An 18,909-nucleotide genomic window follows, 5' to 3' on the forward strand; every position below is an offset into this window, starting at 1 on the left:
GGGTCTCCTCTGAATCAATCGAGCATTGCGGCGGCGACGGCAGTCGGCGCATCCTCGGCGCTCTCGGCCAGCGCCTCGAATTCGTTGATGGCATCGATCTCGGTGCCCATCGCGATGTTGGTCACGCGCTCCAGCATCACCTCGATCACCACCGGCACGCCGAACTCGGCCATCAGCTGCTCGGCGCGCTCGATCGCGGGTTTCATCTCTTCCTGCTTGTAGACGCGCAGCGCCTTGCAGCCCAGGCCCTCGACCACTTTCAGGTGATCGACCCCGTAGTCGCGTTCGATTCCGCTCTGCTCGGTGGCGTTGATGTTCTCGAAGCCCAACTGCACGCAGTAGTCCATCTCGAAGCCGCGCTGCGCCTGGCGGATCAGCCCGAGGTAGGAGTTGTTGACCACGATGTGGATGTACGGCAGCTTGAATTGCGCGCCCACGGCCAGCTCCTCGATCATGAACTGGAAGTCGTAGTCGCCCGAGAGCGCGACGATCTTGCGCGACGGGTCCGCGGCACGCACGCCGAGCGCGGCGGGAATGGTCCAGCCCAGCGGGCCGGCCTGGCCGCAGTTGATCCAGTGGCGCGGGTTGTAGACGTGCAGGAACTGCGCCGCCGCGATCTGCGACAGCCCGATCGTGCTCACATAGCAGGTGTCGTTGTCGAAGTTGCGGTTCATGCACTGGTAGACGCGCTGCGGCTTCATCGGCACGTCCGCGAAGTTGGTCTTGCGCAGCATCGTCCTCTTGCGCTCCAGGCACTGGCCGGCCCATTCGCGGCGGCTCGGGAGCTGGCCTTTTGCCTTCATCTCCTCGGCGACTTCGACGAAGAGCTGCAATGCGGCTTTTGCGTCCGAAACAATGCCGAAGTCGGGCGTGAACACGCGGCCGATCTGCGTGGGCTCGATGTCCACATGCACGAAGGTGCGGCCCTTGGTGTAGACGTCGACCGAGCCGGTGTGGCGGTTGGCCCAGCGGTTGCCGATGCCCAGCACGAAGTCGGATGCGAGCATCGTCGCGTTGCCGTAGCGGTGGCTGGTCTGCAGGCCGCACATGCCGGCCATCAGCGGATGGTCATCCGGGATCGTGCCCCAGCCCATCAGGGTAGGAATCACCGGCACGCCCGTCGCTTCGGCGAAGCGCACCAGCAGGTCGTTCGCATCGGCATTGATGATGCCGCCGCCGGCCACGATCAGCGGGCGCTCGGCGGCATTCAGCATCGCGATCGCCTTCTCGATCTGGGCGCGAGTGGCAGCCGGCTTGTAGGGCGTGAGCGGCTGGTACGTGTCGATGTCGAACTCGATCTGCGCCATCTGCACGTCGAAGGGCAGGTCGATCAGCACCGGTCCCGGACGGCCCGAGCGCATCAGGTGGAAGGCCTGCTGGAACACCTGCGGGACCTGGCCCGGCTCGCGTACGGTGACCGACCACTTGGTGACCGGCTTGGAGATGGACTCGATGTCCACGGCCTGGAAATCTTCCTTGTAGAGCCGGGCGCGCGGCGCCTGGCCGGTGATGCAGAGGATCGGAATGGAGTCCGCCCAGGCCGAGTAGAGCCCGGTGATCATGTCGGTGCCGGCCGGCCCCGAGGTGCCGATGCACACACCGATGTTGCCGGCCACCGCCCGGGTATAGCCCTCGGCCATGTGCGAGGCGCCCTCGACGTGGCGGGCCAGGATGTGGCCGATACTGCCGTGCTTGCGCAGGGCTGAGTAGAGCGGATTGATGGCGGCGCCGGGCACGCCGAAGGCCTGCGTCACGCCTTCCTTTTCCATCACCAGTACGGCGGCTTGGGCCGCGGTCATCTTTGCCATGTGAAGTCTCCTTGGGATGCCTGCACTGTAGGAATTCGGGGCTTCGGGCAGAAGGCGGCACCGGACCATAAAAGCTATTCCGCAGTGGAATAACTCGATACGATCCGGCCATGGACCGACTGCTGGCAATGGAAATGTTCGTTCGCGTGGTGGAGACGGGCAGCTTCTCCAAGGCCGCGCGCGAGTTCAACACCACCCAGCCCACTGTCACCAAGCAGGTCGCGGCCACCGAAGCGCGGCTGAAGGTGCGCCTGCTCAACCGCAACACGCGGGGCGTGAGCCTCACCGAAGCGGGCTCGCTGTACTACGACAAGTGCAAGATCATCGTGCGCGAGGCAGAGGAGGCCGAGCACGTCGTGCGCCGGCGCGACTCCCAGGCGCAGGGCCTGCTGCGCATCGGCACGTCGGTCGCCTTCGGCCGCCGCGTGGTGGTGCCGCTGGCGCTCGAGTACATGGCGCGCCATCCGCAGGTGCAGGTGGACCTGAGCTTCGAGGACCGCTACGTGGACCTGATTGCGCAGGGCATCGACGTCGCGGTGCGCATGGGCAAGCTCGCCGATTCCTCGCTGGGCGCTCGCTTCCTCGGCATGAACCCGTGGGTGATCGTGGCGGCGCCGGGTTACCTGAAGAAGCACGGCGCGCCGAAGCGCGCGCAGGACCTGAGCGCGCACGTGGCGCTGATCTACAGCAGCGTCGTCGGCGACGATGTCTGGCGCATGCACACGCCCAAGGGCGAGCCGGTGACAGTACCCGTCACCGGCCGCCTGCGCTCCAACAACCTCTCGGCGGTGCTGGCCGCAGCACGCGAGGGGCTGGGCATCGCGCTGATGCCGCGCTACGTGGCGAGCGACTCGCTGTCGGCGGGCAAGGTGGTGGAGGTGCTGCCAGGGCATGCATTGCCGGAGCAGGAGATCCACGCGGTCTTTCCGTCGCCCAAGCTGGTGCCGGGAAAGGTGTCGAGCTTCGTGGCTTTCCTGCAGGGGCACTTCGGCGAGGAATGGTGGCAGCGTTAGGGATCACCGCTTCGGCCCACAATCGACAACGCCAGAGAACGCAGGAGGTCTCCGCATGAATCCACCCAAGCCCCCCGCTCCGCCACGCCCGCCCGGGAGCCAGGCCGAGAACGCACCGCTGGCGCCGGCGGGCACGCCGTTGACGCCCGAATGGCTGCGATGGACCGCCGAGCAGTTGCTGCGCGGCTGCACCCCGGAATCGGTGCTGGCGTCCATGATCGCTGCCGGCCTCGATGCGCAAGCCGGCGCGGAGTTGATTGAACTCGTGCCCGGCAACGCCGTCTACATCGCGGCCGAGGGCCGGGCGCAGCAGCTGCGCAAGCTCGAGTCGACGCTGGCCAACCTGCAGCTGCTCTGGGAAATCGACCCGATGTACGGCATCGTGGACAAGCGCGTGTCGGTCAGCGAGGAGGAGTTCATCGAGCGCTATGTGCGAGGCTGCCGGCCGCTGGTGCTCACGGGGCATACGCGGGACTGGCCCGCGATGCAGCGATGGTCGCCGGACTACCTGAAAGAGCGATTCGGCCATCTCGATGTCGAGGTGCAGACCGAACGCAACGCGAACTCTCGCTACGAGGAAGACAAGGCGGCACATCGGCGAAACGTTCGCCTCGGCGATTTCGTCGACCAGGTGGTGGCGGGCGGCGAAACGAACGACTACTACCTCACTGCCAACAACGAAGCCTTGCGGCGGCCCGACTTCGCGCCTCTGCTGGATGACATCGGCCGCCTGCCGCCGTGCTGCAGTCGCACCGAACTGGCTGAGCGCTCGTCGTTCTGGTTCGGGCCGGCCGGCACCGTGACTCCCTTGCACCACGACACGCTGATGCTGTTCCACACGCAGGTCGTCGGGCGCAAGCGCTGGCGCCTCATCTCGCCTTTGCAGGGGCCGCGGCTGTACAACTCGAATGGCGTCTTCAGCCCCATCGACCTGGATGCTGTCGACCTGAGGCGGTTTCCCTTGTTCCAAGGTGTGCGCGTACTCGAGGTCGTGGTCTGGCCGGGCGAGACGATCTTCCTGCCGCTCGGCTGGTGGCACCAGGTGCGCGCGCTGGACGTCAGCGTGTCCTTTTCGTACTCGAACCTGGCCTTGCCGATTCCCAACCTGTTCACCTATTTCGATCCGGTGCCGCGCGTCGTCCCGGATGCCTGACCCAGAGCGCACCTGCCGCTCGCGCAGGGCGCGCGCTTTGACGCCTGAAGGCCTGGCTCAGACGACCCGGCAAGACTTGACGACGAATGGCGCCGGGTCTGTGCCGAAGAACGCGTTGGTACAGGGCACCGTGCCGTTGACCGTCTTCTGTACCCAGCGTGTGCCAGCGCCATAGGCCACCAGGGTCGGGCTCGACACGGTGAAGGTGCCGCCTTCGGTGGCCAGGGTCATGCCGGACGGCGGCGGGGCTGGTGCGGGTGCAGGCGCGGGCGCAGGCGCGGGTGCGGGCGCGGGCGCAGGCGCAGGCGCGGGCGCGGGCGCGGGCGCGGGCGCGGGCGCGGGCGCAGGTGCGGGTGCGGGTGCGGGTGCAGGTGCAGGTGCAGGTGCGGACGCCAGCCTGCAGGACTTCATCACGAAGGGCGCCGGGTCGGTGCCGAAGTAGGCATTGGTGCAGGGCACCGTGCCGCTGACTGTCTTCTGTACCCAGCGCGTGTCGGCGCCATAAGCCACCAGCGTTGGACTGGACACCGTAAAGGTGCCACCTTCGACGGCCAGGGTCGCTCCGGATGGAGGCGGTGCCGGTGCAGGCGCGGGCGCGGGCGCGGGCGCGGGTGCAGGCGCAGGCGCAGGCGCAGGCGCAGGCGCGGGTGCAGGTGCAGGCGCAGGCGCGGGTGCAGGCGCAGGCGCGGGTGCAGGGTAAGCGTTCCGCGAACGACACCCTTGCGCCGTCGATGACGGCGTGTTGAAGGATGGTTCTACGCGGCGGCGGCGAGCGCCGCGTTTGGCACGGCGATGTCGGTGGCAGGCCGCCAGTTGTGCGGCAGCAGCTGCGCGAGGTCGCGCTGCTTGAGCGTGGGCAGACGCTCGAAGACGTCCTTGAGGTAGGCCCAGGGATCGTGCCCGTTTAGTTTGGCCGACTCGATCAGGCTCATGACCACGCCAGCGCGCTCGCCGGCCTGCTGCGAGCCTACAAAAAGCCAATTCTTGCGGCCAACGCACAGCGGGCGCACCGCGTTCTCCGCCGCGTTGTTGTCGATTGGGACGTCGCCGTCGTCCAGGTAGCGCGTGAGCGCGCGCCAATTGCTCAGCGAATAATCGATCGCCTTGGCCGTCACGTCGGCATTGGCCAGCTTCTGGCGCTGCCCGGTCAGCCAGAGGTGCAGGGCCTGGACGATGGGCCTGGAGCGTTGCTGGCGCAGCAGCCACCGTGCCTGGGGTTCGAGTTCGCGCGCCTCGCGCTCGACCTCGTACAGCTTTGCGATCAGCGCCACCGCCTGGCCGGCGATCTGGCTGGCGTTGAACTCGTGCGCCTCGAACAGCTTGCGCCGCGCGTGGGCCCAGCATAGTGCGGCGCTGACGCCTTGCGCCTGAAGCCCAAAATAGCCGCTGTAATCGTCGCTGACCAGCGTGCCGCCGAAGCCTCGCAGCACGCGCCGCGGATGTTCGCCGGCGCGGCTGGCGGTGAAGTCGAACAGCACCGCGCGCTGGGCCACGAAGTTGGTCGTGCGGTAGACCCAGACGTAGGCCCGTTTGGTCTTGCCGCGCCCCGGCGCCAGCAGCGACACCGGCGTCTCGTCGGCGTGGATCACACCGTGGCTGAGGATGAAGCCCTTCAGTGCATCGGCCAGCGGTGCCAGACGCACCCCGCAGATGCCGATCCACTGGGCCATGCTCGAGCGCGGGATGTGCACGCCAGAGCGCGCGTAGATCTCTTCCTGCCGGTACAGCGGCAAGTGATCGTCGTGCTTGGCCACCACCACCTGCGCGAGCAGGCCCGGCGCGGGGATGCCTTTGTCGATGATCTGCGCGGGCATCGGCGCGGCCTGGATCGTCTGGCAGCACGTGCAGGCGTACTTGCCGCGGATATGGCGCAGCACGAAGAATTGGGCCGGCACGCAATCGAGCTGCTCGCTGACTTCTTGGCCGATGCGCTTGAAGGGCTGGCCGCACTCGCAGTGGGTCTGCTCGATCTCGTGATGGTGATCGATGCGCGGCAGGCTCGCCGGCAGCGCCTGGCGCACCGCCTGGCCTTTGGCCCGGGGTGGCGCTACCGGTGGCTTCTGGTCTTGCTGGGCGGCGCGGTCTTCCAGCGCCGTGTCGGCCAGGATCTGATCGAACAGCACCGCCTGCGTGCTCGTCTCCAGGCTCTCGCTGGAGGAGCCGAAGCGCCAGCGCTTCAGCCGCGCGATCTCGAAGTTCAGCGCCTCGATCCTGGTTTGCTTGAACTTCAGCTCGCCTTGCATGCGCCCGATCACATCGCGCAGCTCCTGCATCGAATCCAGTGCGCCCGGCGCATCGATCGTGTGGGTGTCCGGGCCTTCGAGCATGGCCGCCATCATGCCTCGCGCGCGCGTGCGCGCGAGGCATGACTTTCTCCAATAGACAAACGCGCAAATCCCGACCTCGAATCGAGCGCATTCAGACCACCGTGATCGACTGCGGCTGCGCGCTGCCCAGGCGCTGCCACGGCAGGCCCGCGACGAGCCAGTCGAACTGCTCGCGCGTGAGTTGAAGTGACCCCGTGTCCTGGCGCGGCCAGGCGAAGCTGCCCGCTTGCAGCCGCCGGGTGCACAGCCACATGCCCGCGCCGTCGTAGACCAGCACCTTGAGCCGGTCGGCGCGGCGGTTGGCAAACACGTAGGCGTGGTGGGCTTGCGCGCCCAGCGCGAAGCCGCGCACCACTTGGGCCAACAGCGTGTCGATGCCCCCGCGCAGGTCGGCCGCGCCAAGCGCCAGCCAGATGACGTCGATGCGAATCATCGGCCGAACTCCCGCAGCAGCGAAGCGAGTTCACGCGTGTGCGCCAGCGGCCAATGCAGATCGAGCCGGGTGCCTCCCACGTTCAATTCGACGCGCACCGATGTCGATGCGGCACCAGGCGCCACGCGGGCGGCCACGAAGCCGCTCGGCCTGGCGGCTGGCGAGGGCTCAGGGCTGACGCCGTCGAGCCGCGCCTGCCAGCGCCGCGCATGTGCGCACCAGCTTTGCAGCGTTCCCGCTGGCACCCCGTTGGCCTCGGCCCATACCTGCGCCTTCTGGCCAGAGGCACGATACGCCGCCACTTGCTCCAGGCACCGTTCCATCTGCTGTCGATCCATGTCCACCTCGTCTCGTTCGTTGATTGCGAAGACCCGAGGTTCGCAGCTTCAACGGTGAGATGAAAGATGGGTTCGCGGAACGCTTACGGTGCAGGTGCAGGCGCGGGTGCAGGCGCAGGCGCGGGTGCAGGTGCAGGCGCGGGTGCAGGCGCAGGCGCGGGTGCAGGTGCAGGCGCGGGTGCAGGCGCAGGCGCAGGCGCGGGTGCAGGTGCAGGCGCGGGCGCAGGTGCAGGTGCAGGCGCGGGCGCAGGTGCAGGTGCGGGCGCAGGTGCAGGCGCGGGCGCAGGTGCAGGTGCAGGTGCAGCAGTCGTCAGCCTGCACGACTTCACCACGAAAGGCGCCGGGTCGGTGCCGAAGAAAGCGTTGGTGCAGGGTACGGTGCCACTGACTGCCTTCTGTACCCAGCGGGTATCCGCGCCATACGCCACCAGGGTCGAGTTCGCCACGGTAAAGGTGCCGCCTTCGGTGGCCAGCGTCGCGCCGGACGGCACGGGAGCAGGCGCTGGTGCAGGGGCCGGCGCAGGGGCGGGGGCAGGGGCGGGGGCAGGGGCGGGCGCAGGCGCAGGGGCGGGTGCAGGGGCGGGGGCAGGTGGCGCCGCAGTCCCCGTGTCCGCCACGCAGGACTTGGTCACGCCGGGCGCGGGATCGGTCCCGAAGAAAGAGGTGTTGCAGGAGCCCGCGCCGGTCACGACCTTGTCCACCCAGCGCGAATCCACCCCGTAGCTCACCAAGGTCGCGCTCGTCGTGTTGAAGGCGGCGCCTTGCGCGGCCACGGTGCGGTCGCCGGTCGTCAGCTGGCTGCCCGTCGTCACGCCGGCGGCCTTGGGCGCCAGCACATGGCAGGTCTTGGCGACGTTCGGCGCCGGATTCATCCCGAAGAACTCGCTCCTGCAGCTCACGTCGCCGTTGACGGTCTTCTGCGTCCAGTTTCCGCCTTGCCCGAACTGCACGACGGTAGAAGCCGGCAGCGTGAAGGTGTGGCCCTGGTCGGCCACCTTCGTCCAGCCACCTTGCACCTTCAGGATCTTCGCGATCGAGGGCACGCCGGCGTTGTCGATCGCGAACAGCATGTAGTAGCCGGTAGGCAGGATGTTCGGGCTTTCGTTGAGGGTGACGTCGACCGTGGAGCTTCCGGCAGCCTGGGTGAAGGGCAGATCGAGGAAGCGTTGCCCGAAGTCGGTCGAGTGCGTCACCGCGCCCGTGCGCACCAGCGTCACGCGCTGAATCGACTGCGACGAGACAACGCTGATCTGGAAGTCGGTGCCGAGGTTCAGCTGCCCCGGGGCCGTGTTGATGATCGGGCGCGCCGCGCGCTGCCCGCTGCCGTCGAAAAGGTAGGGCGGCGAATAGATCTCGGCATTGAGGTTCAGCACTGGGCCGGGCGAGCCGCCGCCGACCGACAGTACCGTGGCATCGGGCAGCAGCATGGCCGTGGAGTGGTAGAGCCGCGCCTTCTGCGCCGCATTGCCGGTGGTCCACTGGCCGGTGGCGGGGTTCCAGAGCAGGGCCGTGAAGGCGGTGTCGATCAGCTCGTTCTCTTGCGCCGAGCCGCCGGTGACCAGCACCTTGCCGTCGGCCAGCACGGTGGCCGTGCCCCACTCGCGGTTGGGGCCGGGGCCCGCGACAGTGCTGACGACCGGCGTGCGCCCGTTGATGTCGACCACCACCGCGCTGCCGTCGTCCGCCACCATCAGCATCTTGCCGCGGTCGAACAACGCCCAGGGCAGCACCCAGTTGAGGAACTTCGGCAGCGTGCCGATGGGCCCCATGGTGGGCGCCTCGGTGTTGATGCTGAACATCTGGTTGCTGCTGGCCACCACCACGCGGCCATTGGGCGCCAGCACGGCGCGTGGATAGAACCAGTCGCCCGGCCAGTTGGGAATGGCAGAGAGCGTGCGCCAGCCCTGCCCTGGCGTGTAGATCTCCGGCACGCCGGAGCCGGCGCCGCCTCCGTCGATGCCTGCCAGCATCAGCGCCCGGCCGTCGGCCAGGGGAACGGCGGTGCCGTACCAGCGCGCATAGGCCATCGGCGGCCCGGCCGTGATGGTGGAGGAGACCGGGTCGTAGAAGTTGACGTCGGCCACGCCCCCATTGACCTTGTCCGGCGTGATCCCTCGCGTGTCGCCGCCGGCCATCAGCACCTGCCCGGCCGGCAGCACCGTCTGGGCGGTGCAGAAGAGGTCGGTGCGCACGCTGTGCTGCAGCAGGCTGTGGGCGTTGGTGGTCGGGGTCCAGACGTCGTAGTAGAGCTGGGCCCCCTGTGCGCCGCTCGGGTCCGTGCCATAGCTCATGACCTTGCCGTCGGGCGTCAGCACGGAATGGATGGCGTTGATGGGCCAGCTGATGGGCGCGGCCCACTGGCCACCGATGTCGGGCGCTACGGCATCGGCCGCCGCCGCGGCGGCTGCGCTCGTGATGGCGCTCGTGGTCGCCGTGGGCGGGCCATCGGCACCACGGCCCCGGTCGATCGGCGCGGGGCGGTCCCGCTCCAGTTCGCGCTGCCGGGCAATGTCCTCGGGCGTCTTGACGGCCTTGCGTGCTCGGACGATCGAGGTCTTGGCGTCGGCTTTGTTGCCAGCGGCGGGCGATGAGGGCTCAGCGCTGCGGGCCGCTACTGCGGCGACCGACGGAGCCATCCCGCCCTCACCATTGCCTGGGCTCGGAGCCGGGGCGGGGGCAGGTGCGGAGGTATCGGCCGTGCCGGCCGCGGAGCCGGCCAAACCTGTCGTTGCCACGCCGGCGTCCCCACTGCCGCCGCCGCAGGCGGTGATCACCAGTGGCGCCCACAGGGCGATCCACCTGAAGCCCGAAGCTGGGGGAAACGGCGGCGAGGCAGTTGGCATATCCCACCCCAAACAAAGGAGAACCTACAGGTTGTACATCCGCCATCCCTGAGTGTCGTCTACCAGTATGTGTAGCACGAAAGATCTAAGAGATTTCACCTAGGCCGGTACGAAAGCCCCGTGCAATCCCAGCGGCAAGGCGCGGGGCAGGATCGCCTGCGCCACCGGACCTGCCGCCAGTTGGTCGGCCGCGAAGCAGGACAGCACCGTCTTCCTCCGCGCCAGGTCGAGCACCGTGCCCACGATCCAGCCGGGCCCCCGGCCGTCGGGCACGAAGACGTGCTCCTCCACCATCGCCTGCGGCCCATGGACGAAGCGCTGCGAGCGCCCGGTCTCTACATCGGTTCGCGCGATCGCGCCGAAGCCGGGCCGCCCCTTCATCTGCTGCGTCGCATGCACCACGCTGCGATGGCGCAGCCCCACGCGGCGCGGATCGATGCGCGGGAACTCGGCGTCGAGTTCCAGCGCGTTCTGCGTGGCGCGGCCGGTGCCGAGGTCGAGGGTGGCCACGGTCAGGCGGGGTTCGGCGCTTTTCATCAGCCGCCCGCGCATCAGTTCGCGGCTGGTCGTGAAGATCGAGCTCGCATCCTCCGAGCGCACGTAGTCGACATGGATCTGCGTGCCGCCCGGCGTGACCTCTTCCCATGCGTTGCCCACATGGAACAGGAAGCCCGCCGGCAGCGTGAGCATCTGGCGCTTGTCCCAGTCCTTCTTGTCGATGACGAGCGCGCGCATGCCCAGCTCCGGCCGCCACACGTGCGCATCGAGGAAGCTGGTACCGGCGGCGCGCCCATCGGCCTGCCTGCCGTAGACCAGCGGCGGCATCAGGAAGACGAGGTGCCGCTCGGTCACCGCAAAGTCGTGGACCATCGGCAGGTCGGCCACCGGCATCACGGCGGCGCGGCGCAGCCGGCCCTCGGGCGCGATCTCGTACAGCGCCAGCAGGCCCTGGCCGCCGCCAGCGCCGAAGTTCCAGATCGTGCCGTCCGGGTCTATCTTGGGATGGGCCGAGAACGGCATGCCCGCGAGGTCGGCGCGCCAGGTCTTCGGGCCCAGGGTGTCAAGCGTGCGCGCGTCGATGCGCGTGGCGGAGCCGCCTTCCCACAAGGCGAGCACCTCGCCCTGCAGCGGCAGGACGCTGGTGTTCGCAACATTGATGCTGTCTGCCGACGTGGGCGGCTCGACACCCGGCGGCACCGTGCCGAAGGCCTCTGTCAGCCGCCGGCCGGCGCGCACCTCGGCCACGCGCTTGGGCGTGGCGACATAGCGGCCCTGGTGATGCACCTGGCGCCCCTCGATGACGAGCCGCTGCACCATGCCGTCGCCGTCGAACCAGTGGTGGTACCGGTGGCCGCCCAGTTCGTGGCCGGCCGGCCCGATGCGGTAGAGCGTGCCGGCCACTGCGTCGGGAAAGCGCCCGCGCACCTGGGCAGGCGCCAGCGGCAGGTCGCCCGGCGCCGAGGCGAAGCCAAGCTTCCACGGGGCCTCGGAGGCCTCGAAGTCGGCCTGCCAGTCGTCAGCCGCGGCCCCGTGGGCCAGCAGTGGAGAGAGGAGGGGTGTCGCGCCCGCAATGGCCAGCAGGCGCAGGAGTTCGCGTCGTTGCATGGCCGGCCTCAGCGCAGGTGGATCAAGGTCTGGAGATCGGCATTCAGCGGAAGTGCCACCGCCTCGAAGCCGGGTGCCCCACGGTTGCCCTTGGCATCGTTGGAGAAGCCGTAGCGCTCGGTGGGCAGGCCCATCAGGTTGGTGTCGAGCTTGCCGTTGCCGTTCTCGTCGGCGAACACGCGCAGCGCGTAGCGCCCCGGCGCCAGGCCGGGGAACGAGACCTTGGCCGCGCCGGCGTTCGTCTGCACGATCTGCGCGGCCAGCGTCTTGTTGCTTTCGTAGGCCTGGGCGCTGTCGTAGAGGGCGACGTAAAGCGGTGTCGACGCCGTTGGGGCGTCGACGACGCTCACGTGGAGGTCGGCCGCCACCGCGACCAGTGGTGCGAGGAAGGCGGTGGCGAGGAGAGGAAGCTTGTTCATGAGGGCCTCTTTGGATGTGGAGGCCCGACGATCGCGCAGGCAGTCAGCGCTGCCTATCGCAATGCGACGAGATGCGGAATTGCGGCGTCAAGTGCCGCGGGTGCGTGTGAAGCGGCGCAAGACATCGGCATCCGTGAGTGAAGGGCGCCAAGGCCTTCGCGTAGGGATGTCGGCCTCCTAGCCCGGCGGCCCCTCGGCCTCCTCGTTCGAGGAGGCGAACAAATCCCAGGTCGCCATGAAGAGCGCCGCCACCACCGGTCCGATGACGAAACCGTTCACCCCGAACAGCGCCATGCCGCCCACCGTGGACATCAGCACGATGTAGTCAGGCATCTGCGTGTCCTTGCCCACCAGGATCGGGCGCAGCACGTTGTCGACCAGGCCGATCACCACCACGCCGAAGACGATCAGCGCCACACCCTCCCAGATGTGGCCGGTCGCGAGGAAATAGATCGCGACCGGCAGCCAGATCAGCGCCGCGCCCACCGCGGGCAGCAGCGAGAGAAAGGCCATCAGCACCGCCCACAGCAGCGCGCCCTGCACGCCCAGCACCCAGAAGGCCAGGCCGCCCAGCGCACCCTGGACAGCCGCCACCGCCACGTTGCCCTTGACGGTGGCGCGGATCACGGTGGTGAACTTGTTGAGCAGGAAATGGGTGTGCGGCCGCGCCATCGGCAGCGCCTGGCGCACGGTCTTCGACAGCGCGGTGCCGTCGCGCAGCAGGAAGTACAGCATGTAGAGCATCAGCGCGAAGCTCACCAGGAAATCGAAGGTGTTCTGACCGATATTGAGCGCCTGCGTGGCGACGAGCTGGCCTGTCTGCGCAGCGCCCTGTGCGACCTTGGACAGCATCGTCTCCACGTCGCCCAGGCCGAAGCGGCTCAGCAGGTTGTTCAGCCACTGCGGCAAGGCGCCGAGGACCTGCTGGAAGTAGCGCCCGAAGTTGATCTCGCCCGTGCGGATGCGCTGCGTCACCAGCGAGGCCTCCTGCACCAGCGAGACCGTCACCAGTGCCAGCGGGATGATCACGATCACCAGGCAGATCGTCAGTGTGGCGAGCGCCGCCAGGTTGTGCCGCCCCGGCATGCGCTTGAGCAGGCGCTTGTACAACGGCGTGAACAGGATGGCCAGCGCCACGGCCCACAGCACCGCGCCGAAGAAGGGCAGCAGGATCCAGAAGAAGGCGGCGGTCACGGCCGCCAGCAACAAGAGGAAGACCGTGCGCTGCAGATCGGGTGAATTCATGGCCCGGCGACTGTAGCCGAGCGCGGGGCCATGGGACTGTCAGCGGGAAGCCCGTGCCGGCGCCCTTTGCGCGCGGCAACGGGCAGTCAGCGTGAAGCTCGCGGCAGCGCCACCGGCGCCAGCGTGGCGCGCAGGCGCTCGTCGGCAGCAGGGCTGGCGGCAACCTCCGCCTCCAGTGCCTCCTCGACATTGCCGATGTGGTCCAGCATCAGCTGCCGTGCGCGCTTCAGCTCGCCCGCCTCCAGCGCGGCGACGATGGCTGCATGCTCGGCGCAGGATTGCCCCGCCTCGTGCGTGGACTGAAACAGCGTGGCCGCCAGCGTGGTGCGCGCCGTCAGGTCGCGCAGCACATCGCACAGCAGCCGGTGGCCCATCTGATCGGCCAGGCAGACGTGGAAGTCGGCCAGCAGGAAGGCACGCGTGGCGGCGTCAGCGCCGGCGATGGCGCGCTTCTCGTCGGCGATGTGCTCGCGCAGCTTGCGGATCACTTTCGACAGTGGCCGACCCGACTCGGCCAGGATGCCCGCCTCGATGATGCGGCGCGCGGCGAACGCATCGCGCGCTTCCTCGGCCGAGGGCTCCACCACATACCAGCCCCGGCGCGATTGCACCTCGACGAAGCCCCGCGCCTGCAGTTGCATCAGCGCCTCGCGCACCATGGTGCGGCTGACGCCGAAATTCTCGGCCAGCTGCTGCTCGCCGAGGCGCTCGCCGGGCGAGAGCTTCTGGGCGAGGATGGCCTCTACCACGCGTGCGGCGATGGTCGTGGGGGTGACGTCGGTCATGGGGTGATGGAGCCTCAGTGTGCCGGGTGGACAGCCTGGATTGCGTGTGCGGCGGCGACGGGCGATCCCAGCTCGGCCAGCGGCTCGTCTTCCGGCGAGTGGGTGCCGTCCAGCACGGCGCGGGCACGCTCGCGATCGATGTCGCCTTCCCAGGCCGCGATGGCGACCGTGGCCACGCAATTGCCGATCAGGTTGCCCAGCGCGCGGGCGATGCCCATGAACCAGTCCACCGACAGCACCAGCACCAGTCCGATGGCTGGAATGGCGGGAATCGCATGCAGCGTCGCGGCCAGCACCACGATGGCCGAGCCCGGCACGCCGTGCGCGCCCTTGGACGTGACCAGCGCGATCGCGAGGATGGCCAGCAGGTCCGACATCGAGATCGGCGTGTTGGTGGCCTGCGCGATGAACACGGCCGCCAGCGTGATGTAGATCGAGAAGGCGTCGAGGTTGAAAGAGTAGCCGGTCGGGATCACCAGGCCCACTGTCGAGTCGCGGATGCCCATGTGGCGCAGCTTGGCCATGATCTGCGGCAGCACGCTGTCCGACGAGGTGGTGGCGAAGACGATGGTGAGTTCCTCGCGAAGGTAGCGCAGCAGCTTGATCAGGCTGAAGCCCGACAGCCTCATCACGAAGCCGAGCACCACGAACACGAAGATGAGCACCGAGGCATAGAACAGCACCACCAGCATCCCGAGCTGCTTGAGCGAGCCGATGCCGTACTTGCCCACCGTGAAGGCGATGGCGCCGAGCACGCCCAGCGGTGCCAGCTTGATGATGATGCCCATGATCTTGAAGAGCACCAGCGACAGCGAATCCACCACCGCGGCCACCGGCTTGCCGAGGTCGCCGAGCAGCGCCAGCGCGCAGCCGAACAGCACCGCGAACAGCAGCACCTGCAGCACGTCACCGGTGGCGAAGGCGTTGACGATCGTGGTCGGGATCAGCTTCATCAGGAACTCGACCGTGCCCCCGCTGGTGAGCCTGTCGGCATTCGACGCGTAGGCGCTCATCGCCGCCGGGTCGAGCGCGCGCGGGTCGACGTTCATGCCCACGCCGGGCTTGAATACGAAGGCCAGCACCAGCCCCAAGGCGAGCGCGACGGTGGTCAGCACCTCGAAGTAGACCAGTGCCTTGACGCCGACCCGCCCCACGCGCTTGAGGTCGCCCGCGCCGGCGATGCCGTGCACCACCACGCAGAAGACCAGCACCGGGATGATCATCTTGATCAGCTTGATGAAGCCGTCGCCGAGCGGCTTGAGCTTGACGGCGAAGTCGGGGAAGAACAGGCCTGCCACCACGCCGAGCACCAGCGCGATGACCACCTGACCGAAGAGCGATTTGGCGAAACGGGGCATCTTTGTCTCCGTGTTGGTTGCATGCAAGACAAGGAAGTTCTTGCATACAAGCAATGTAGGCAAGATCCTGGCATTTTTCTGTGCGGGTATTCCCGTGGTTCTGATCGGCAACCCCTCTTGTTCTAGGGAAATAAATGCGCGAACAACCTATTAAATGCGCAAACAACTCAATAAATGCGCAAACAGTTGCCTAAGGCAAGGAAGCCCTGTCCTCCGCAAGTTGGAGAGTGAATAAGGGGCGACGTGAGGTCCATAGAGCGTCTTTAATCGACCCGTTCACCTCTCCCACGAGCAGGAAACGAACAGCCGCTTCGGAGAAATCTGTACAGCCGGAGTGGGCCCTAAGCCGTCTTTCGGTTTTCCCCAATGCGGTCATTGATCTGGGGATGGTCCTTGGGGCTTTGGAAAAGATTTGAAAGGAGGTCGCCTCTGGAATAGGGGCCCCGATCCCATCAAGCATTTCAGCCTGCGAGAAAGACCACGCACCATCCTCAAGGCATTGCGAAGAGTGATTCGATCTCCTGAGAGGCCGCCTGGATTGCGGCTTGGACCTTGTGCAGGTGGTCAGGCGACGAGTACCGGGTGCATGTGCCGGACAGAGAAAGGGCTCCCAGCAACCTGTTGCGCGAATCGAATACCGGCGTCGCGACCGCTGCCAGTTCTGGATCCCGTTCCCCCATGCTCGTTTGCAGCAGCCCCGAGGCATCGGGCGGCCTGCCGGCCGCGAACGCGCGCACGACGCGGCCGCTCGCTCCTCGGTCGATTGGCAGCGTATCGCCGACCCGCAGGAAGTGGCTAACGGCCTGATTTCCGAACGCGACTGCCACGCACAGTCGCAGGTCGCCATGCGGCACGAAGAAGCTTGCGGTTTCCCCCGTGTCCGCCGCCATGCGCTCCAAGCTCGGTTGCACCGCGGCTGCAATGCCCTGCGTCGCGTTACCGGTGCGCTCCAGGACCGCGATGGCGGGCCCCAGGCGGTATCGATCGTTTCCGTCCTTCAACACAAACGAATACTGGGCCAGGGATCGCAGCAGCCTGGAGGCCGTGGCCTTGTCTAGGCTGGTCGCGCGCGCCACATCGCTCAACTTTTGTCCCTCGTCATAACGCAACGCCATCAGGAGGCGTAGCCCGCGCTCCAGCGCATTGACCCGCAGCCCTGGTTCCCCTACGGGCGCGTCAGCTTTTGACATATGGGTTCCCTTCGATTAAAGTTCGTTTCACACAACGATCATATAGGATCATCTGATGAAACACAATATCTCGCCAACGAGTTCAAAGTTCCCGCTCGCGGGCGTCAAGGTTCTAGACTTTGGACACACGGTGATGGCGCCGACATGTGGCTTGATCCTCGCGGACCTCGGCGCAGAGGTAGTTCGCATCGAACGAGTGGAGGGCGATCCCACGCGCAACCTCAAGGGATTTGGATCAGGCTTCTTCGGCTATCTGAACCGCAACAAGCAAAGCGTTGCGATCGATCTGAAAAATCCCCTGTCACGTCCGGTGCTCGAGCGCGCCTTCGAATGGGCCGACGTGGTGATCGAGAACTTCGGTCCTGATGTGATGGATCGGCTGGGGTATGGCTATGCCGACGCGACCCGCGCCAATTCCCGAATCATCTATTGCTCACTCAAGGGCTTTCTGCCGGGGCCCTACCAGGCACGCCCTGCCCTTGACGAAGTCGTGCAGATGATGGGCGGGCTGGCATACATGACGGGACCCGTTGGCCAACCGATCCGAGCGGGTGCGTCCATTGTCGACATGACAGGGGGCATGTTCGGGGTCATCGGAGTCTTGGCAGCTCTTCGTGCTCGCGAAGCAACAGGCCAAGGTTCCCATGTGACAAGCGCCTTGTACGAGACCACCGCCTTCCTGGTGGGTCAACACATGGCCATGGCGCAGTTCGGCGACACGCCAGTCGTGCCGATGCCGGCGAGGACTCAAGCGTGGTGCCTCTATGACCTTTGCCCATGCGCCGACGGCCAGATGTTCATCGGCATCACCAGCGACGCTCAGTGGAACCGGTTCTGTGTCGCCTTCGGACTGCAGGAACTCCAGGACGATCCGCGCTTGGCGACCAATACGAGCAGAACCATCGAGCGGCCTTGGCTTATCCCTCGTCTCAACGAGAAGTTCGCAACGCTCTCGATGGCCACTGTCGAGTCACTCTGCAAGAAGGCTGAAATCCCGTTCGGGCCTGTTCGCACCCCCTTGGATCTTCTTGACGACGAACATTTGCGCGCCAATGGCTCACTGCTGGATGTGACGGTTGGCGACAGAAGCGCCAGCCTGCCGGCCATGCCATTCCGAATTGACGACCACTTGCCGAGCGTTCGCCTCCAGCCCCAAGGCATCGGTGCGCAGACCGCCGAGTACCTGAGCACCTGGGGCTTGACGGATCCGGAGTGCCAGCACTTGTTCGATTGCAGTGCCGTTGCCGGACCCCAGCTACAGCCCTCGCTCTGATCATCTTGCTGCGTTTCAGCAAAGAGACCGTCAGGTGCGACCCTGGATCTGGCAAACGGGCAGCTAACTTTTAGTGGAAATCACATGCAAATCAAAATCATCGAAGTCGGCCCGCGAGATGGTCTGCAAAGCGAGAAGACCTTCATTGCGACCGCGCAGAAAGTCCGGCTCATCGACTCCCTTTTCGGCGCAGGTATACGGTCCGTGGAGGCGACTTCTTTCGTATCGCTCACGGCCGTCCCTCAGATGGCGGATGCTGCGGACGTGCTGCAGCAGATCAGCAGGCCCGAGGGTTCCGTCGTGAGTGTGCTTGCACCCAACGTCCGGGGGGCGCGCGACGCCATCCGGGCCGGCGCTGACGAGCTGGTCGCATTCGTGTCTGCGAGCGCGACGCACAACAGGAAAAACCTCAACCGCAGCGTCGCCGACTCGCTGATCAACATCGAGGCGGTAGCCGAGTTGGCGTCCCAAAGTGGAACGCCCTTGCGCGCCGCGGTCTCCACCGTCTTCGGATGCCCCTTCGAAGGCGATGTCGATGTCGGTTCAGTGGTGGCGATCGTCCAGACGCTCAGCCGCATCGGAATTCGTCAGGTCACTTTGGCCGACACGACGGGGATGGCGACGCCTGCGGTGGTTCGCGCGGTATGCGCGGGCGTCCGGAACGCGGTGCCCGAGGCAATGCTATCCCTCCACTTCCACAACACGCGCGGCCTGGGTCTCGTGAACGTGGCCGCCGGACTCGAGCTCGAGATCGACGTGTACGAGTCCTCGATCGGAGGCGTCGGAGGCTGCCCCTTCGCGCCGGGCGCCACGGGCAACGTATGCACCGAGGATCTCGTGCACTACCTCCATGAGGAAGGTCACAGCACGGGAATCGACCTCGATTCGCTCGTGCGGTCGGCATGGCTGTTGGAAGAGACCTTGGGGCGTCCTTTGCCCGGTCAAGTCATGCGCGCAGGCAAGCGACTGCGGCTCTATGACGCCGGGGCTGCACCTTCCGCCACGGCGCGATGAGCCGCGCCGTCAGTCTCGGCAGCTGATCTCCGTCATGTAGTCGCACCTGAGCGCAAGCGCCATCGGTTGGTCGCTGCGTTCACTGAAGAGTCCTGGGCATCCAGC

General features: G+C 67.0%; 17 protein-coding genes. 5 read left to right on the forward strand and 12 right to left on the reverse strand.

Annotated elements, in window-relative coordinates; translation table 11 throughout:
- Nucleotides 1–14: 14 nt before the first annotated feature.
- Nucleotides 15–1,808: a glyoxylate carboligase gene (gene gcl, locus G3W89_RS09980; protein WP_162573936.1), complete on the reverse strand. Its 1,794-nt coding sequence runs from the start codon at nt 1,806–1,808 to the stop codon at nt 15–17.
- Nucleotides 1,809–1,918: 110 nt separating this feature from the next.
- On the opposite strand from gcl, the gene G3W89_RS09985 reads away from it, so the two are divergent.
- Together G3W89_RS09985 and G3W89_RS09990 are read left to right on the forward strand one after the other, a co-directional pair.
- Complete coding sequence (locus G3W89_RS09985) at nt 1,919–2,821, forward strand: LysR family transcriptional regulator (RefSeq protein ID WP_162573937.1); 903 nt, start codon at nt 1,919–1,921, stop codon at nt 2,819–2,821.
- A gap of 55 nt (nt 2,822–2,876) precedes the next feature.
- Nucleotides 2,877–3,974 carry a cupin-like domain-containing protein gene (locus tag G3W89_RS09990; RefSeq protein ID WP_162573938.1) on the forward strand — a complete coding sequence of 366 codons (1,098 nt, stop codon included), beginning with the start codon at nt 2,877–2,879 and terminating at the stop codon, nt 3,972–3,974.
- A gap of 57 nt (nt 3,975–4,031) precedes the next feature.
- On the opposite strand, the gene G3W89_RS33075 is transcribed toward G3W89_RS09990, so the two are convergent.
- Nucleotides 4,032–4,502, reverse strand: a complete 471-nt coding sequence (locus G3W89_RS33075) for a hypothetical protein (RefSeq protein ID WP_162572177.1) — start codon at nt 4,500–4,502, stop codon at nt 4,032–4,034.
- Nucleotides 4,503–4,540: 38 nt separating this feature from the next.
- Between G3W89_RS33075 and G3W89_RS10000 the strand changes: the two genes are divergently transcribed.
- Complete coding sequence (locus tag G3W89_RS10000) at nt 4,541–4,720, forward strand: hypothetical protein (protein ID WP_162573939.1); 180 nt, start codon at nt 4,541–4,543, stop codon at nt 4,718–4,720.
- A 9-nt stretch (nt 4,721–4,729) separates the two neighbouring features.
- On the opposite strand, the gene tnpC is transcribed toward G3W89_RS10000, so the two are convergent.
- The 10 genes from tnpC to G3W89_RS10050 form a co-directional block, all read right to left on the reverse strand.
- Nucleotides 4,730–6,247, reverse strand: a complete 1,518-nt coding sequence (tnpC, locus tag G3W89_RS10005; RefSeq protein WP_059153614.1) for an IS66 family transposase — start codon at nt 6,245–6,247, stop codon at nt 4,730–4,732.
- Nucleotides 6,248–6,392: 145 nt separating this feature from the next.
- Nucleotides 6,393–6,734: an IS66 family insertion sequence element accessory protein TnpB gene (gene tnpB / locus G3W89_RS10010; protein WP_014386445.1), complete on the reverse strand. Its 342-nt coding sequence runs from the start codon at nt 6,732–6,734 to the stop codon at nt 6,393–6,395.
- On the reverse strand, nt 6,731–7,072 hold the full coding sequence (gene tnpA, locus G3W89_RS10015) for an IS66 family insertion sequence element accessory protein TnpA (RefSeq protein WP_014386446.1): 342 nt from the start codon (nt 7,070–7,072) through the stop codon (nt 6,731–6,733). The genes tnpB and tnpA overlap by 4 nt, the downstream gene beginning before the upstream one ends.
- Before the next feature lie 83 nt (nt 7,073–7,155).
- Complete coding sequence (locus G3W89_RS10020; protein WP_162573940.1) at nt 7,156–9,708, reverse strand: galactose oxidase early set domain-containing protein; 2,553 nt, start codon at nt 9,706–9,708, stop codon at nt 7,156–7,158.
- A 306-nt stretch (nt 9,709–10,014) separates the two neighbouring features.
- Nucleotides 10,015–11,520, reverse strand: coding sequence for a carotenoid oxygenase family protein (locus tag G3W89_RS10025; RefSeq protein WP_162573941.1), 1,506 nt, complete (start codon nt 11,518–11,520; stop codon nt 10,015–10,017).
- A gap of 8 nt (nt 11,521–11,528) precedes the next feature.
- Nucleotides 11,529–11,939, reverse strand: coding sequence for a DUF2141 domain-containing protein (locus G3W89_RS10030; protein ID WP_162573942.1), 411 nt, complete (start codon nt 11,937–11,939; stop codon nt 11,529–11,531).
- Between the two features lie 177 nt (nt 11,940–12,116).
- Nucleotides 12,117–13,184, reverse strand: coding sequence for an AI-2E family transporter (locus tag G3W89_RS10035; RefSeq protein ID WP_162573943.1), 1,068 nt, complete (start codon nt 13,182–13,184; stop codon nt 12,117–12,119).
- Nucleotides 13,185–13,270: 86 nt separating this feature from the next.
- Nucleotides 13,271–13,969 carry a GntR family transcriptional regulator gene (locus G3W89_RS10040; RefSeq protein WP_162573944.1) on the reverse strand — a complete coding sequence of 233 codons (699 nt, stop codon included), beginning with the start codon at nt 13,967–13,969 and terminating at the stop codon, nt 13,271–13,273.
- Between the two features lie 14 nt (nt 13,970–13,983).
- Nucleotides 13,984–15,327 (reverse strand): C4-dicarboxylate transporter DctA, encoded by a 1,344-nt coding sequence (locus tag G3W89_RS10045; protein ID WP_162573945.1) that lies wholly within the window; start codon nt 15,325–15,327, stop codon nt 13,984–13,986.
- 491 nt (nt 15,328–15,818) lie between these two features.
- Nucleotides 15,819–16,517 carry an IclR family transcriptional regulator gene (locus tag G3W89_RS10050; RefSeq protein ID WP_162573946.1) on the reverse strand — a complete coding sequence of 233 codons (699 nt, stop codon included), beginning with the start codon at nt 16,515–16,517 and terminating at the stop codon, nt 15,819–15,821.
- 55 nt (nt 16,518–16,572) lie between these two features.
- Between G3W89_RS10050 and G3W89_RS10055 the strand changes: the two genes are divergently transcribed.
- Nucleotides 16,573–17,790, forward strand: a complete 1,218-nt coding sequence (locus G3W89_RS10055; RefSeq protein WP_162573947.1) for a CaiB/BaiF CoA transferase family protein — start codon at nt 16,573–16,575, stop codon at nt 17,788–17,790.
- An 84-nt stretch (nt 17,791–17,874) separates the two neighbouring features.
- Nucleotides 17,875–18,804, forward strand: coding sequence for a hydroxymethylglutaryl-CoA lyase (locus G3W89_RS10060; RefSeq protein ID WP_162573948.1), 930 nt, complete (start codon nt 17,875–17,877; stop codon nt 18,802–18,804).
- The last annotated feature ends 105 nt before the right edge of the window (nt 18,805–18,909 follow it).

The sequence above is a fragment of the Variovorax sp. PBL-H6 genome (assembly GCF_901827155.1).
Classification (GTDB): Bacteria; Pseudomonadota; Gammaproteobacteria; order Burkholderiales; family Burkholderiaceae_C; genus Variovorax.

Coding starts and splice junctions, on each gene's coding strand:
- G3W89_RS10055 (WP_162573947.1), top strand. CDS start 16,573: ATGAAACACAATATCTCGCCAACGAGTTCAAAGTTCCCGCTCGCGGGC.
- tnpA (WP_014386446.1), bottom strand. CDS start 7,072: ATGGATCGACAGCAGATGGAACGGTGCCTGGAGCAAGTGGCGGCGTAT.
- gcl (WP_162573936.1), bottom strand. CDS start 1,808: ATGGCAAAGATGACCGCGGCCCAAGCCGCCGTACTGGTGATGGAAAAG.
- G3W89_RS10045 (WP_162573945.1), bottom strand. CDS start 15,327: ATGCCCCGTTTCGCCAAATCGCTCTTCGGTCAGGTGGTCATCGCGCTG.
- tnpC (WP_059153614.1), bottom strand. CDS start 6,247: ATGCAGGAGCTGCGCGATGTGATCGGGCGCATGCAAGGCGAGCTGAAG.
- G3W89_RS10050 (WP_162573946.1), bottom strand. CDS start 16,517: ATGTCAAAAGCTGACGCGCCCGTAGGGGAACCAGGGCTGCGGGTCAAT.
- G3W89_RS10000 (WP_162573939.1), top strand. CDS start 4,541: ATGGAGGCGGTGCCGGTGCAGGCGCGGGCGCGGGCGCGGGCGCGGGTG.
- G3W89_RS09985 (WP_162573937.1), top strand. CDS start 1,919: ATGGACCGACTGCTGGCAATGGAAATGTTCGTTCGCGTGGTGGAGACG.
- tnpB (WP_014386445.1), bottom strand. CDS start 6,734: ATGATTCGCATCGACGTCATCTGGCTGGCGCTTGGCGCGGCCGACCTG.
- G3W89_RS10020 (WP_162573940.1), bottom strand. CDS start 9,708: ATGGCTCCGTCGGTCGCCGCAGTAGCGGCCCGCAGCGCTGAGCCCTCA.
- G3W89_RS10030 (WP_162573942.1), bottom strand. CDS start 11,939: ATGAACAAGCTTCCTCTCCTCGCCACCGCCTTCCTCGCACCACTGGTC.
- G3W89_RS10040 (WP_162573944.1), bottom strand. CDS start 13,969: ATGACCGACGTCACCCCCACGACCATCGCCGCACGCGTGGTAGAGGCC.
- G3W89_RS10060 (WP_162573948.1), top strand. CDS start 17,875: ATGCAAATCAAAATCATCGAAGTCGGCCCGCGAGATGGTCTGCAAAGC.
- G3W89_RS10035 (WP_162573943.1), bottom strand. CDS start 13,184: ATGAATTCACCCGATCTGCAGCGCACGGTCTTCCTCTTGTTGCTGGCG.
- G3W89_RS10025 (WP_162573941.1), bottom strand. CDS start 11,520: ATGCAACGACGCGAACTCCTGCGCCTGCTGGCCATTGCGGGCGCGACA.
- G3W89_RS09990 (WP_162573938.1), top strand. CDS start 2,877: ATGAATCCACCCAAGCCCCCCGCTCCGCCACGCCCGCCCGGGAGCCAG.